Consider the following 13,404-nt stretch of genomic DNA (forward strand, 5'->3'; position numbering starts at 1 on the left):
TTGGTGAATATATATAAGGATTTCCTTTGAGGATTTTCCTGGAATAAATTCTTAAAAATAATCTTTCGATTGTATGGTTTTTTGACAAATGATAAATTTCGCCAACCAATATTGTATGTTGGTGTCATGTCAATTTTTTGAAATATGCAGAGGTCATCATTATATAAAGTGGCTTCTTTTATAAGGAAATAAAAATGAATGTTTTTTTTAAAAAAAGCCTGATGGTGTCTGTGCTGGCGCTGACGGCTTCTTCCGTTATGGCGGCACCGAGCGTTGATATTAAAGTATCAGGGAAAATTGTTCCTGCTTCCTGTATTCCGTCATTCCCAAGCGGCGGCGGTATCGCTGATTTTGGCACCATCAAAGTGGCGTCATTAAATTCAACTGCGCCAACCGCGCTGCCTGACATTAAAACCGTGCCAGTCGCCATTACCTGTGAAGGAGATACGCGTGTCGGCGTTTCTTTTACTGATATGCATAGCGCTTCTGCACCGACCACCGGTTATGCCATTAATTTCGCATCGACTGATTTCATTTCTTCTGCTAATTATCTTTTTGGCCTGGGGCTGTACGGTAGCCAGAAAATTGGGGCATATGCGCTGGGTATTCAGATTGATTCAGGAACGCTGACTAACGGCAATGGCGATAACCTGGTTGCCTATTTCTCAGCAAATGACGGCACTACCTGGGGAACAAAAGCAGGCAACAGCTATATGCAGATCATAAATAATAACAGCGAGGTTTACAGCTTTGGTAAAAGCTCGGCTTCTGCGCCAGAACCGCAAACAAAAGTCAACTTTAACGTCGGTGTGTCCGCGATTATCAACCCGACAGACGATCTGCAAATTACCGATGAAGCGACGCTTGACGGCTTAACCACCGTAGAGCTGGTATACCTGTAATTACACTGCACGTATCGTAGATGCTCCCCATATTACTATGGGGAGCAGTTATGAATATTAATGGACTAATATTATGCTTTCCTTCAAGAAAACATTAATCTGCGCCTGTTTATTGGCGTCATTTAACTGTCTGGCTGCCGGGATGGTGCCCGACACGTCGCTGCTGCTGATTAATGAAGAAGAGCAAGGCGGCAGTATGGATGTCAAAAACACCGATGCTGATGCCCAGCTCTTGTATACCAAAATCGTCAATCTTCCAGACGATCCTCAGCCTGGTCTGATTGTCACGCAACCCGTTACGCGTGTTGATGCCGGTAAGACGCAACGTGTGCGATTCGTTCTTAAAAATAGCGCGGAGCCGTTAAAAGTTGAGCATTTGAAGCGCGTTATTTTTACGACCATCCCGCAACGGGATAAAAACAAAGTTAAAGTGGTCTTTAGCCAAAACCTTCCCGTCATTATTCATCCTTCGGGTTTAGACGTGAATATGGAGCCGTGGAAAGATCTCCAGTGGCATATGCGCGGCGGAAAACTCAGCGTGGAAAATAAAACGCCTTATGTTATCCGTCTGGAGCAGAAAGTAAAATTATTGCCATCAGGCGCGCACGCTGATTTACCAAAGGCTTATATTCTGCCGGGTGAAACAATAAGTGCCCATGCCTCGACCACATTATCCGCACTGGATAAAAATATCGAAATGTATCCTGCTACGCGCTATGGCTATAAGGCGAAGAGTTTTGTTGCAGAAATAAAATAATTAATCTCAGTTTATTGTAAAACACATGGAGTGGTTATGATTCGCGGTTCCGCTAAAAAAGGAATTATTGTGTTTTGTCTGACGGCAATCGCTTTCAGTATACGGGCGGAAATAATGCCGACCTCTACTGGAACGATGGAGTTGGCGAGAGCGGTATTTGATACTGATGCATTAGAATCTAATGGTCTCGATCCTGTGATTGCTGATTATTATTCCTTAGCGTCCCGGTTCACTCCTGGTGTCCATAATGTGACCGTTATTATTAATGGCAAGAAACACAGTGTCATGTCGGTTAAGTTTAATGAGGAATGGCAGCCCTGTATTGATAAAGCATTTCTGGAAAGCGCAGGACTCATCACGAAAATAAAAAGAGAAACCTGCCCGCTGATCCATCAATACTGGTCTACGGCAACCGTTAGCGCTACGCCTGAAACGGAAGAAATGTCGCTGGTTGTTCCGCAGGAAGCGATTGATCCAGATAATAACCGACAGGTCGCGGACGTTCGCGGTGGTCATGCCGCAATGCTGAATTACTCCATGTTTGGCACGCATTATAAATATGACGGCGATAATTCAGACCGCTTTCAGTCAACGTTTGAACTTGGTTTTAATGCGGGTGACTGGATTGTGCGCAGCACGCAATTCGTCAGCGACGGCAGCGACCAGGAATTAGAGACCGACTCGTATTATACCTACGCGCAACGCACTTTCGCTGACTATGGCGTGATGGTGCAGGGCGGGCAAATCAACATTGCCAACAGCCGCTTTAGTATTCCGTCGGTCTACGGTGTGCAAGTCATGCCGGATAATACCCTGCTGCCGAACGAGGGGAGCGGCATCGAGGTGACGGGGATCGCCAGATATTCTCAGGCGCGCGTGGATATTCGCCAGGGCGGGCAGATCATCTATTCAACGCTTGTTCCCGCTGGCCCCTTTACCTTAACCGATGTACCCATTGCTAACCTCAACACCGACCTGAATGTCACGGTGACGGAGACCGATGGAAGCGAAAGCCATTTTACCGTATCGGCGAGCACGTTTCGTAGCAACCATGTCGGCAGGGCGCCGGGCTTTTCTCTGGCCGTGGGGCGTGCGGAAGATATGGACACGAATTTTGAGCAGCCCTGGATTGTGTCGGCGTCTGATGGCTGGTCAGTGAATAATCGTATGAATCTCATGGCCGGAATGGTGATGGCGGATAACCACTATTACGGTTTCTCTGCCAATGTGGATACCGTTCCCGTACAGAATTTATATGCCTCGCTCGGGTTTCTTGGGTCGATCGATAACCGTAGCCAGACTGATGGGCACAAAACCACGCTGGATCTTGGGTATTCCTTGCCCTGGGGGATGGGGATTTCGCTGGGCGGTAGCTACGGCACGGCGGACTATCGCGAAATGCAGGAACTGTATAGCGACGACGATGATTACTCCCCAACGAAATACGATACGAACGTCGCGGTCAGTTGGTCGGATACGCTTCTGGGGCGTTTTTCGCTCGGCTACTACCGTAATGAGGCCTGGGACAGCGACTATAATAGCCGCCGCATTATCTCTTCCTGGTCGCAAACCTATAAATATTTCAGCGTCAGCGTGAACTGGGAATCGGATATCAGTCGTGGGGATGAGAGCGATCGCGATATGTTCTACGTGAACGTTTCTGTTCCGTTAGGCCGTACCGGTGTTTCAACGAACTCGTGGTATCGCGAGAGTGAAGGAAGAAGCTCTTATGGCACGCGGGCGATGGGGTCGCTGAATGACGACAACCAATACACGGTCGGCGTGTCTCGCGATCAGGACGAAAGTGTTACCGACTGGGATAGCTCGCTCAACAGCAATCTTCACTATACCACGCTGTCCGTGGCGGCTGGCGGCGATAACGACAGCAATACGAACTACTCTGCCGCATTGAGTGGCGGCATTGTGGCGCATGACGATGGCGTGACCTTCTCACCGTATCCGGTCGCGGACACGTATGCCATTACCCAACTGGACAAGCCTGTTGCCGGTATCGAAATCGTGACGTCGCGCGGGCCCGTCTGGACCGATAAATGGGGCCAGGCCGTCGTCCCGTCATTGACGCCGTTCCATGAAAGTACGCTGGAACTTAATACCCAAAGTCTTCCGGGCAATCTTGACGTCAATAATGGCCGGACGGCGATTAAAGCGTCGCACGGGGCGGTCGCGAAATGGCAATTCACCACGCTGAGTCAGCGGCGCGTGCTGCTCTCTGTCATGCGTGCAGACGGTACTCCGTTGCCGAAAGGCGTCTCCATTGTCAACGACGCCGGGGAATACATCACTTCCGCGCCAGAGGACGGTTTGATCTTCCTGAATGATATCTCAGCAAGCCATCAGCTGTATGCGAAGGTGGACGGTGGACGATGCAAACTGAACTACACCCTGCCGGAAGCCGATCCGCAGAAATTCTATGAGGAGATAAAAGGGAAATGTCTCTAATGAAACAGGGAGCTGGCTCCATGAAACACCTTAGCGTTTTTATGCCTGTATTACTGGCGGGTTTCTTGTGTGGGAATGTGCCATCCGCACTGGCGGAAGAAGGCGACTGTCAGATTTTATCTTCGACAAAACAGGTCGACTATGGGCGGTTCCGCAGGGAGGATATGAGGGAGGGGAGCACCGAATACGCCGGGAATATGTATCACGGTTATGCCTCCGTCACCCGGGAGTTACAGGTCTCCGTCATCTGTACTGATGAACATAAAATTCGGCTCTTTGTGGATGGCCCCGCCCGGCAGGGGCAGGCCTGGCAGTTTTCTGACAACGGCGCGATGTCGATTAAAATGAAAAATGCCAGAGTCGATAACGCTCCCGTTCAGTTGGCTTCGGTTCCCCGGGGCGCGGCGCAGGTATCGGGCGGCGCTGCGGAAATGACGCTGTTGCCGGATATGTCCGCTGCTGCGGTAAACGGCCAGGAAGTGGATGGAAAACAGTTGGTTGCAACACTGATGATCACCACTTATCTTGCCGATAAAGCTTTCCAGACCAGCAATACGCAGGATCTGGAAGAAACCTACACTGTGTCGTTTGACGCTCTCGCGGCTAACTAGCGTTCTCATCCTGCCGACCGGGGCGGTTTTGCCCCGGTTTTGACCTCACAAAAATAATGGAGGACAATAACCGCAGTTAAATGCGCAAAGGCGCTCTCATCCTGCCTGAACGCAATCTCTCTTATCGTGAGTCCATACCAGGAAGCTGCTTTGTCTGACCATCAAAATTCATCCCCGGAGGGCGCTGTTTCTCATGCCGTCTGGACGCGCGGGTGCCTGACGCAATCAAAACCGGATATGCTGGCGACGGAAGTTCCTGTCGCGCTGGTCTATAACGGCATTTCCCATGTGGTGATGATGACCACGCCGAAAGATCTGGAGCAATTCGCGATCGGTTTTTCACTGTCGGAAGGCATTATTGAATGTCCGCAGGATATTTATGGCATGGACGTCGTTCCTTCCTGCAACGGCCTTGAAGTGCAGATTGAGCTTTCCAGCCGCCGCTTTATGGGGCTGAAAGAACGTCGTCGCGCCCTGGCCGGGCGTACCGGCTGCGGCGTTTGCGGCGTGGAGCAGCTGAATGACATCGGCAAACCCATTACGCCGCTCCCGTTTACCCAAACCTTTAACCTGGCGAATCTTGATCGCGCGCTGAAGCATCTGTCTGATTTTCAACCGGTCGGTCAGCTTACCGGCTGTACTCACGCGGCGGCGTGGGCGATGCCGTCCGGTGAATTAGCGGGCGGGCATGAAGATGTCGGTCGCCATGTCGCGCTGGATAAACTGCTGGGGCGCCGGGCGACGGAAGGCGAAAGCTGGCAGCAGGGCGCGGTGCTGGTCTCCAGTCGCGCCAGCTATGAAATGGTGCAGAAATCGGCGATGTGCGGCGTTGAAATCCTGTTTGCCGTCTCCGCAGCCACCACGTTAGCGGTTGACGTGGCTGAGCGCTGTAACCTGACGCTGGTGGGCTTTTGCAAGCCGGGCAAGGCGACAATTTATACGCATCCACGGCGTTTGATGGCAGGTTGAATTTTATTCAGTAAATTTGAAAAAGAATAGCAAATCCTTCCGCTTTTAGTTGTTCGAATACCGGCCTATTATTTATCACATCAAGGCACGGTGCCTTACTCAAACAACTAAGTTAAAGGGTTTATATCATGAAAAGCATCAAAACTTTTGTCGCAGTTATCGCTCTCGCTACTTCTTTCGGTTCTTTCGCCGCTCAGTCTGTTACCGCGACGGGCTCTACTCTGGAAAGCGCAGAAGCAAAAATCGCCGCTCAGGCTCAGCAGGCTGGCGCCAGTGATTACAAAATCACTTCCGCATACTCCGGTAACCGCGTGCATATGACCGCTGAACTGCTGAAATAAGTGATCCAAAACTGTCGAAAGAGCGCCTTCAGGGCGCTTTTTTCGTTTCTGCGTTTACTGTTTTACTATTCCGATAAATGCCTCATATTTAGTGCATACCCGCCAGCCTTAGCAGCGCTGTCACCACCGCCGCAGCGATAATCACCACAATCAGCGGCATTTTGCGCCACGCCAGGAAAACAGCGAACGCGACGCCCAGTACCCTCGCCATTCCGGCAAAATGTTCGCCTTCATAAAACGTGGTTGCCAGCGCCACTGAAAACAGCAATACCGTTGCCGCATCCGACAATAGCGCCTGAGAACGTTCGGAGAGCGCCAGCCGGTTGCCGAGCTTTGCTCCGCCAAGACGCATCAGATAGGTGCCTGCCGATAACACAGCAATACCGACGATAAACAGCGTCATGTTGCCCATTATTTTTTCCTCGTCAGTAAGCCAAGCAGAGAGAGCAGTACCGGCAACCCGACCGGTGCGAAGGGGACGGCGGCAAGCGACAGCCCGGCGCCGCTACAGGCGCGGATCAGCGTGGTGCGATTCCTGAACGCCGGGATCACTAACGCCAATAAAATGGCGGGAAATACCGCGTCCAGACCGATGGTTTCCGGTGCCGGGAGCAGTTTGCCGACCATCGCGCCAAGCAGTGCGCCCAGTGGCCAAAAAATTGCGACGCCCGCGCCGCACAGCCAGTAGGCGGCTTTGCGCTGTTGCCGTGTTTTTTGCGACAGACCAAAGACGACGCTTTCATCATTCATGATATGGCAGCCCAGAAAGCTGGCGGCGCGGGTGCCTACCAGTTCACGTACCGTTACGCCGAATGGAATATGGCGGGCATTCACCAGCAAACCGGCAGCGGCGGCGGCCAGTGGGTTCCCGCCGCTGGCGACAATGCCGATAAACATAAATTCGGACGCCCCCGCCAGGACAAAAATGGAGAGTACAAACGGCACCCAAATCGGGAAGCCGTAGGCCATCGCCAGCGATCCGTAGGACATCCCGACGACGCCAACGGCCAGACACACTAAAAATATCGCTTTTATCGTGTCTCCGCTGAGACATGAGAGGTGATGTTTCATACTATTTTAGCCATATCGAACGAATTTCCATTATAATGAACGTAACAGAATTGATTTACAAGTCGAACGATTCGTTCGATATAAAGAACGCGGAGTCGTGAATGACACAGCCCATTAGCGTGATCGCGAAAAGCCTGGTGCGCGAACGTCAGCGTACCGGCCTGTCGCTGGCGGAAATCGCCCGGCGTGCGGGGATTGCGAAATCTACCCTGTCGCAACTGGAAGCGGGCAATGGAAATCCTAGCCTGGAAACGCTCTGGGCGCTTTGTGTGGCCCTGGATATTCCCTTTGCACGTCTGCTGGAGCCGCAGGCGCAAAAAACGCAGGTGATTCGTCGCGGAGAAGGGACAAAAGTGGTGGCGGAACAGGCCCACTATCAGGCTATTTTACTGGCTGCCTGTCCGCCAGGGGCGCGGCGCGATATCTACCTGCTGCTGACGCAGCCGGGGGCGGATCGTATTTCACATCCACATCCGCCGGGATCGGTGGAGCATATTATTGTGACGCAGGGGAAAGCGCTTGTCGGGCTGACAGAGGCGCCGGAAGAGTTAGGCGAGGGCGATTATATTTGTTATCCCGCCGATCAGGAGCACATTTTTAAAGCGCTGGAAGCGGATACGCAGGCGATCCTGGTGGCCGAGCAAAATTAATTCCGCGCGATGAGGTTTATGATGCCGGATGGCGCTGACGCTTATCCGGCCTACAATTTCGTGCCGTTTGCTACCTGTAGGCCGGATAAGACGCGTTAGCGTCGCCATCCGGCGTTGAGCCATCCGACTTCAGACCGCCTACGCCAGGTAAAACACTTCTTTCAGCTCTGCGCTCACCGGGCTGTTATCCGGGTTGGCAGGCATCACGTCGCGCATATGCTTCCACCAACGCTGGCACACGTCGGTACTGGCGATGGCATTCCAGCGCTCTTCCGATTCGATCTCGACGGTCGCGAACAACAGGTTGCGTTCTTTATCGAGGTAAATCGCATAGTGATGCGCGCCATGCGCTTTCAATACGCTTTCCAGCTCCGGCCAGATGGGATTATGGCGACGCTGATACTCCTCGTGTGCGTCGGCATTCACCTGCATCACAAACGCTTTGCGGATCATAGCGCCTCCAGATACAACTCGCGGACGTCATCGCGGCTGGCGGTGCGTGGATTGCATGGCGCACACGGATCTGCCAGTGCTTTGTCCAGCCAGCCTTCAATATCGTCTTTCGTGACGCCCAGTGTGCTGAAACCTTCAGGAATGCCGACGCGTTTGCTCAATGCGCGGATTGCATTGATCGCTTCCATACTCGCCGCCTCAATGCTCATACCTTGAGTATCGACGCCCATCGCCTGGGCGACGCGGGCAAAACGCGCGACCGCGTTCGGGCGGTTAAAGTTCTCAATGATCGGCAGCAGGATGGCGTTACAGACGCCGTGCGGCAGGTTGTGCGTGGCGCCTGGCTGATGCGCCAGCGCGTGTACCAGACCAAGACCAGCGCTGTTGAACGCCATACCTGCCAGATACTGGCCAAACGCCATCTGCTCACGCGCTTCGAGGTTGTGGCCGTCATCAACCGCTTTCGGCAGCCACAGATTAATCAGCCGAATGGCTTCCAGCGCGTTGGCGTCGGTAAGCGGATGCGCGCCAACCGAGACATAGGCCTCAATGGCGTGGGTCAGCGCATCCATGCCGGTGGCGGCAGTGACGGATGGCGGGATGTCCAGCATAACGCTGGCGTCGTCCACCGCGATATCAGGGATGATATTCGGGTCGATGATGACCTCTTTGACCTGGCGCGCGGAGTCGATAATGACGGCATTGCTGGTCATTTCCGCTGCCGTACCGGCGGTGGTATTAATCGCTACCAGTGGAACGCCCGCGTTTTTGACTTTGCCGACGCCTGAATAGGCGGTAGAGGGGCCAGGATTCGCCGTCAGAATTTTGACCGCTTTGGCGGTATCGATCGGGCTGCCGCCGCCGAAGGCGATGATGTAATCACACTGCGCGTCCTGATATGCCGCATACCCTTTTTGCACCAGTTCTTCAGTGGGGTTCGGGAAAACCTCGTCGAAAAGGTGGTACGACATCTGATGCGCGTCAAGCGCGGCAAACAGGCTGTCCAGCAGGCCCAGTTTTACCAGTTGCCCGTCAGTGACGACCAGCGCTTTACCCCATTGCTTGTTCGCGACGAGGTTAACCATATCGCCGATTGCGCCTGCGCCATGCAGGCTAATTTTGGGAAGTGCCAACATGAAGCTCATGAATATTCTCCTTAAGATTGACGCGTTACCCTATTGCCCGATGACGTTGCGCTTATCGGGCCTACGGCATAGGCCGGATAAGGCGAAGCCGCCATCCGGCATTGGATTGCGGGAAGAATCAGTACAACGCTAATGCACTGGCAAGCGGAGTCACGCCAAAGCGTTTGCCAAGCGCTACCAGTTCTTCACGCGTGATGGTTTGCTTCATACCGCCCATTGAATAGATTTTGACCAGCACCTCCGCAGACTTCTCGGCGGTATCGATCAGGCCGAATGTTTCATCCAGCGTCGGGCCGCTGCCGAACACGCCGTGGAAGGGCCACAGCACCAGCGAATGCTTCTGCATTTCCTGCGCGGTGGCCTGACCGATCTCATCGGTGCCCGGCACCATCCACGGCAGAATGCCGACGCCGTCCGGGAACACCACCAGGCACTCGGTGCTGCCTTCCCACAGTTTGCGGGTGAAAAGCGGCGTGTTGTTTTCCAGCACGTAGGTCAGCGCGATCAGGTTGGTGGCGTGGCAATGCATAATCACGCGGTCTTTGCCGTCGGTGGCGTTAATGCGCTCGCAGTGGGAGAGGAAGTGAGCCGGCAGCTCGGAGGTTGGAACCGCCTCATGATTCAGCCCCCACAGAATGTGGTAGCCCGCGCCGTCGCTGTCCACTTTCACCACGCCTAAATTCGCTGCCGGATCGAGCTGTACGTTGCGGAAGAATTTGCCGGAGCCGGTGACGATAAACGGCGTGTTCGCCAGCAGCGGCATTGGCTGACTCAGCGCGATATAGCGTGGCTCCTGGTGGAAATCGTCGGTAAACGGCGCGATATCCGCCTCATCCAGACGCAGCGTCAGGTTGCCGCCGTTGCGTTCGTCCCAGCCCTTCAGCCAGGCGTCGGAGGTGGCTTTGATCATTCCCTGGACAAACCAGGAGTGGGTAATGTTCTGCATGTTCGGTGTTCCCATTTATTGCCCGAACGTTATCGGGTCTTACGTAGGCCGGATAAGCGCAGCGCCATCCGGCAATCGTGTTTCATTTATTGCCGGATGGCGACGCGGAACGTCTTATCCGGCCTACAAGTCAGGCGTCGCGGTTAGCTACGTTTGCTCAGAATCTCTTTTTCATAGGCACGGACGCTTTCCAGCCACTGGCTGCCGGCTGGCGTGTCGTGACGCTGGCAATACATTTCCCAGACGGCTTGCCACGGCAGGGATTTCTGCTCTTCCAGCAGCGCCAGGCGGGCGGTGTAATCGCCGCTGGCTTCTAACTGACGCAGTTGCCCGGTTGGTTCCAGCAGCGCGCGCAGCAGCGCTTTCTTCATATTGCGCGTGCCGATAACCCACGCGGCGATACGGTTGATGGAGGCATCGAAGAAATCGAGGCCGATATGCACGCGGTCAAACAGGTTATGACGCACGATTTCGCTGGCAATTGCCTGGGTTTCATCATCCAGCAGCACGACGTGGTCGCTGTCCCAGCGTACCGGGCGGCTGACATGCAGCAGCAGGCGCGGCACATACAGCATGGCGGCGGAAATCTTGTCGGAAATCACTTCGGTCGGATGGAAGTGGCCCGCGTCGAGGCACAGCGCGGTCTGGCGGCTGGTGGCGTAGCCCATGTAGAACTCGTTGGAGCCGACGGTATAGCTTTCCGCGCCAATACCGAACAGTTTGCTTTCCACGGCGTCGATGTGATGCGCCGGATTCAGTTTTTCGCTGATCACCTCGTCCAGCGCCTCCAGCAGGCGTTGGCGCGGCGCTAAGCGGTCAACGGTGATGTCTTTCATGCCATCCGGGACCCAGATGTTCATCACCGACGGCGTGCCCAGTTGCTCACCGAAGTACGCGGATACGCGGCGGCTGGCCTTGCAGTGGTCAATCCAGAACTGGCGAATGTTGTCGTCCGCGTGCGCCAGGGTGAAGCCGTCAGCGCTCAGCGGGTGAGAGAAGCAGGAAGGGTTGAAGTCCAGCCCTAACTGGTTCGCTTTTGCCCATTCCACCCAGTTTTTGAAGTGCTCCGGTTTGATCTGGTCGCGGGACACCGGCGTGTCAGACTCCAGATAGATTGCGTGTAAGTTCAGGCGTTTTGGCCCCGGGATCAGGCTTAGCGCCTGTTCCAGGTCGGCGCGCAGCTCGCTGGCGCTGCGCGCTTTACCGGGATAGTTACCGGTGGCCTGAATACCGCCGGTGAGCGATCCTTCCGGGTTTTCGAATCCGGCGACGTCATCGCCCTGCCAGCAGTGCATCGATACCGGCAGACGATCGAGCTGGCGTAACGCCTCCTCGACATCAATACCTACCGCAGCAAAACGTTGTTTCGCCAGTTCCCAGGCTTGTTCAAGTTGAGTGGTCATGCGCAAAGCTCCTTTGTCTGTCGTTTTGATTGAAACTGCGCAACGTGGCGGGCAATTTCACTGTCAGGATTTGGGGTAAAGGTCGTCAGGTCGTAGTTGGTTCTCACCACCTGACGGAAGTCGTCAACGTTGTTCAGTTCGTCCAGCGTCATGAGCTGGATGCCGATATTGCCGAGGGTGGAAGCCTCAATCGGCCCGGCCATCACGCGAATGCCGCAGGCATCCGCGCACAGCTGGTTCAGCAGGGCGTTCTGGCAACCTCCTCCAACGATGTGCAGCTGGCTAAAGGCTTCACCACGCAGGTTCGCCAGCTCCTGCAACACATCGGCATACAGCAGCGCCAGACTGTCGAAAATGCAGCGTGCCAGTTCGGCGTTACGGGTGGGTTCCGGCTGGCCGGATTCACGGCAGGCCGCCTGAATCTCCGCGCTCATATCGGCGGGGTTGATAAAGCGATCGTCATTCGGGTTTATCAGGAAACGGCAGGCCGGAAGCGACTGGGTCTCGGCGATCAGCGCGGGCAGGTCGGTAATCTGGCGCTCTTTCAGTACGCGCTGAAGCAGCCAGAGTCCCATGATGTTTTTCAGCACCCGGTAGCGGCCTTCTGCGCCGCCTTCATTGGTGATGTTCGCCGCCAGCGCCGCGTCATCGGTGTAAGGCGTTCTGCTCTCGAAGCCCATCAACGACCAGGTGCCGGAAGAGAGATAAGCGCTGTTTTTATCGGCCAGCGGAGAGGCGATCACCGCGCTGGCGGTGTCGTGACTGGCGACAGCGACCACCGGAATCTGATTTTTCTGTGGGCAGATCCAGTAGCCGATCACGTTGCCCGGATGGGTAGGTCTGCCAAACCAGGCTTTGTTGGCGCCGGTCCAGTCCAGCAGGGCATCGTCCCAGTCATCGCTGTTGATATTGACGAGCTGCGTGGTGGTGGCGTTGGTGTATTCCCAGTTCATTTCGCCCGTCAGGCGGAAACTGAAATAGTCGGGGATCAGCAGGGCATGCGCCACCTGCGGGATAAGTTCAGGCTGTTGTTCAACCAGCGCGCGGAGCTGATACAGCGTATTGAACGGCAGAAACTGAATGCCGCTGCGGCGATAGATATCATGCTTACCGAGCTGCGCCAGCGCCTGCTGCATCACCCCCGTGGTACGGTTGTCGCGATAAGATACGGGCAGACCGACGCGCTGGCCGTGCTTGTCGAGCAGCACATAGTCCACGCCCCAGGTATCAATGCCGATGCTGTCAATACGGATACCTTCATCGCAGACTTTCTCCAGTCCAAGGCGAATTTCATTTTCCAGGCTGTCGATATCCCAGGCGTCGAACCCGTCTGTTTTTTGCAAACAGTTCGCGAAACGGTGGATTTCACGCAGCGTCAGGGCGTGTTGTTCACTGTCGTAACGCGCCAGCATTACGCGCCCGCTGGATGCCCCGAGATCGACAGCGACACAATGGCGAAAAGTCATGGTGAAGTCCTTCTGAGTTTCATTGCACTCAGTCTAAGAACCCCCAGGAAGGCGTACCTTCCTGTTACTGACAGGTTAAATTGGCCGCTGGCAAGGAGGCAAAGGTGAACGTGATAGCGTTCACAATTTCCGTTTATCAGCGTGAATTGGCCGGATGTGACGGCGTCCGCATTTCCTGATCTTTCCCGTCCTTTCTTGAAAAAACGACCGGGTTTGCGCGCTTTGGCGTT

General features: G+C 54.5%; 14 protein-coding genes. 7 read left to right on the plus strand and 7 right to left on the minus strand.

Annotated elements, in window-relative coordinates; genetic code table 11:
- The first annotated feature begins 194 nt into the window (after window positions 1–194).
- The 6 genes from OGX75_RS14125 (at window position 195) to OGX75_RS14150 (ending at window position 6,040) form a co-directional block, all read left to right on the plus strand.
- Entirely contained in the window at window positions 195–902 is a 708-nt protein-coding gene (locus OGX75_RS14125) for a DUF1120 domain-containing protein (RefSeq protein WP_286450883.1), read from the plus strand.
- A gap of 73 nt (window positions 903–975) precedes the next feature.
- Window positions 976–1,659: a fimbria/pilus chaperone family protein gene (locus OGX75_RS14130; protein ID WP_012133912.1), complete on the plus strand. Its 684-nt coding sequence runs from the start codon at window positions 976–978 to the stop codon at window positions 1,657–1,659.
- 36 nt (window positions 1,660–1,695) lie between these two features.
- Window positions 1,696–4,119 carry a fimbrial biogenesis outer membrane usher protein gene (locus tag OGX75_RS14135; RefSeq protein ID WP_286450884.1) on the plus strand — a complete coding sequence of 808 codons (2,424 nt, stop codon included), beginning with the start codon at window positions 1,696–1,698 and terminating at the stop codon, window positions 4,117–4,119.
- On the plus strand, window positions 4,119–4,730 hold the full coding sequence (locus tag OGX75_RS14140) for a DUF1120 domain-containing protein (RefSeq protein ID WP_286450885.1): 612 nt from the start codon (window positions 4,119–4,121) through the stop codon (window positions 4,728–4,730). Before OGX75_RS14135 ends, OGX75_RS14140 begins: the two co-directional genes overlap by 1 nt.
- Window positions 4,731–4,946: 216 nt before the next feature.
- Window positions 4,947–5,699 (plus strand): formate dehydrogenase accessory sulfurtransferase FdhD, encoded by a 753-nt coding sequence (gene fdhD / locus OGX75_RS14145; RefSeq protein ID WP_338417166.1) that lies wholly within the window; start codon window positions 4,947–4,949, stop codon window positions 5,697–5,699.
- Between the two features lie 128 nt (window positions 5,700–5,827).
- Window positions 5,828–6,040: a YdgH/BhsA/McbA-like domain containing protein gene (locus OGX75_RS14150; protein ID WP_012133908.1), complete on the plus strand. Its 213-nt coding sequence runs from the start codon at window positions 5,828–5,830 to the stop codon at window positions 6,038–6,040.
- Window positions 6,041–6,128: 88 nt separating this feature from the next.
- Here the strand turns inward: OGX75_RS14150 and OGX75_RS14155 are convergent, their stop codons facing one another.
- Both OGX75_RS14155 and OGX75_RS14160 read right to left on the minus strand, forming a co-directional pair.
- Entirely contained in the window at window positions 6,129–6,452 is a 324-nt protein-coding gene (locus OGX75_RS14155; protein WP_012133907.1) for an AzlD domain-containing protein, read from the minus strand.
- Complete coding sequence (locus OGX75_RS14160; RefSeq protein ID WP_047459858.1) at window positions 6,452–7,111, minus strand: AzlC family ABC transporter permease; 660 nt, start codon at window positions 7,109–7,111, stop codon at window positions 6,452–6,454. Before OGX75_RS14160 ends, OGX75_RS14155 begins: the two co-directional genes overlap by 1 nt.
- A 101-nt stretch (window positions 7,112–7,212) precedes the next feature.
- Between OGX75_RS14160 and OGX75_RS14165 the strand changes: the two genes are divergently transcribed.
- Entirely contained in the window at window positions 7,213–7,761 is a 549-nt protein-coding gene (locus tag OGX75_RS14165) for a helix-turn-helix domain-containing protein (RefSeq protein WP_012133905.1), read from the plus strand.
- Window positions 7,762–7,899: 138 nt separating this feature from the next.
- Here the strand turns inward: OGX75_RS14165 and rhaM are convergent, their stop codons facing one another.
- The 5 genes from rhaM to rhaB form a co-directional block, all read right to left on the minus strand.
- Window positions 7,900–8,214 carry an L-rhamnose mutarotase gene (rhaM, locus tag OGX75_RS14170; protein ID WP_012133904.1) on the minus strand — a complete coding sequence of 105 codons (315 nt, stop codon included), beginning with the start codon at window positions 8,212–8,214 and terminating at the stop codon, window positions 7,900–7,902.
- Entirely contained in the window at window positions 8,211–9,359 is a 1,149-nt protein-coding gene (gene fucO, locus OGX75_RS14175; RefSeq protein WP_058668376.1) for a lactaldehyde reductase, read from the minus strand. Before fucO ends, rhaM begins: the two co-directional genes overlap by 4 nt.
- A 118-nt stretch (window positions 9,360–9,477) precedes the next feature.
- The gene (gene rhaD / locus OGX75_RS14180; protein ID WP_012133901.1) at window positions 9,478–10,305 is read right to left on the minus strand and encodes a rhamnulose-1-phosphate aldolase; all 828 of its coding nucleotides are present in this window, start codon (window positions 10,303–10,305) and stop codon (window positions 9,478–9,480) included.
- 143 nt (window positions 10,306–10,448) lie between these two features.
- Window positions 10,449–11,708: an L-rhamnose isomerase gene (rhaA, locus tag OGX75_RS14185; RefSeq protein WP_012133900.1), complete on the minus strand. Its 1,260-nt coding sequence runs from the start codon at window positions 11,706–11,708 to the stop codon at window positions 10,449–10,451.
- On the minus strand, window positions 11,705–13,174 hold the full coding sequence (gene rhaB, locus OGX75_RS14190) for a rhamnulokinase (RefSeq protein WP_115615276.1): 1,470 nt from the start codon (window positions 13,172–13,174) through the stop codon (window positions 11,705–11,707). Before rhaB ends, rhaA begins: the two co-directional genes overlap by 4 nt.
- Window positions 13,175–13,404: the final 230 nt, after the last annotated feature.

This window comes from Citrobacter sp. CK199, assembly GCF_030333285.1.
GTDB lineage: Bacteria > Pseudomonadota > Gammaproteobacteria > Enterobacterales > Enterobacteriaceae > Citrobacter_B > Citrobacter_B koseri.

Coding starts and splice junctions, on each gene's coding strand:
- OGX75_RS14155 (WP_012133907.1), bottom strand. CDS start 6,452: ATGGGCAACATGACGCTGTTTATCGTCGGTATTGCTGTGTTATCGGCA.
- OGX75_RS14140 (WP_286450885.1), top strand. CDS start 4,119: ATGAAACAGGGAGCTGGCTCCATGAAACACCTTAGCGTTTTTATGCCT.
- OGX75_RS14125 (WP_286450883.1), top strand. CDS start 195: ATGAATGTTTTTTTTAAAAAAAGCCTGATGGTGTCTGTGCTGGCGCTG.
- OGX75_RS14135 (WP_286450884.1), top strand. CDS start 1,696: ATGATTCGCGGTTCCGCTAAAAAAGGAATTATTGTGTTTTGTCTGACG.
- OGX75_RS14130 (WP_012133912.1), top strand. CDS start 976: ATGCTTTCCTTCAAGAAAACATTAATCTGCGCCTGTTTATTGGCGTCA.
- rhaA (WP_012133900.1), bottom strand. CDS start 11,708: ATGACCACTCAACTTGAACAAGCCTGGGAACTGGCGAAACAACGTTTT.
- rhaD (WP_012133901.1), bottom strand. CDS start 10,305: ATGCAGAACATTACCCACTCCTGGTTTGTCCAGGGAATGATCAAAGCC.
- OGX75_RS14165 (WP_012133905.1), top strand. CDS start 7,213: ATGACACAGCCCATTAGCGTGATCGCGAAAAGCCTGGTGCGCGAACGT.
- rhaB (WP_115615276.1), bottom strand. CDS start 13,174: ATGACTTTTCGCCATTGTGTCGCTGTCGATCTCGGGGCATCCAGCGGG.
- rhaM (WP_012133904.1), bottom strand. CDS start 8,214: ATGATCCGCAAAGCGTTTGTGATGCAGGTGAATGCCGACGCACACGAG.
- fucO (WP_058668376.1), bottom strand. CDS start 9,359: ATGAGCTTCATGTTGGCACTTCCCAAAATTAGCCTGCATGGCGCAGGC.
- OGX75_RS14150 (WP_012133908.1), top strand. CDS start 5,828: ATGAAAAGCATCAAAACTTTTGTCGCAGTTATCGCTCTCGCTACTTCT.
- OGX75_RS14160 (WP_047459858.1), bottom strand. CDS start 7,111: ATGAAACATCACCTCTCATGTCTCAGCGGAGACACGATAAAAGCGATA.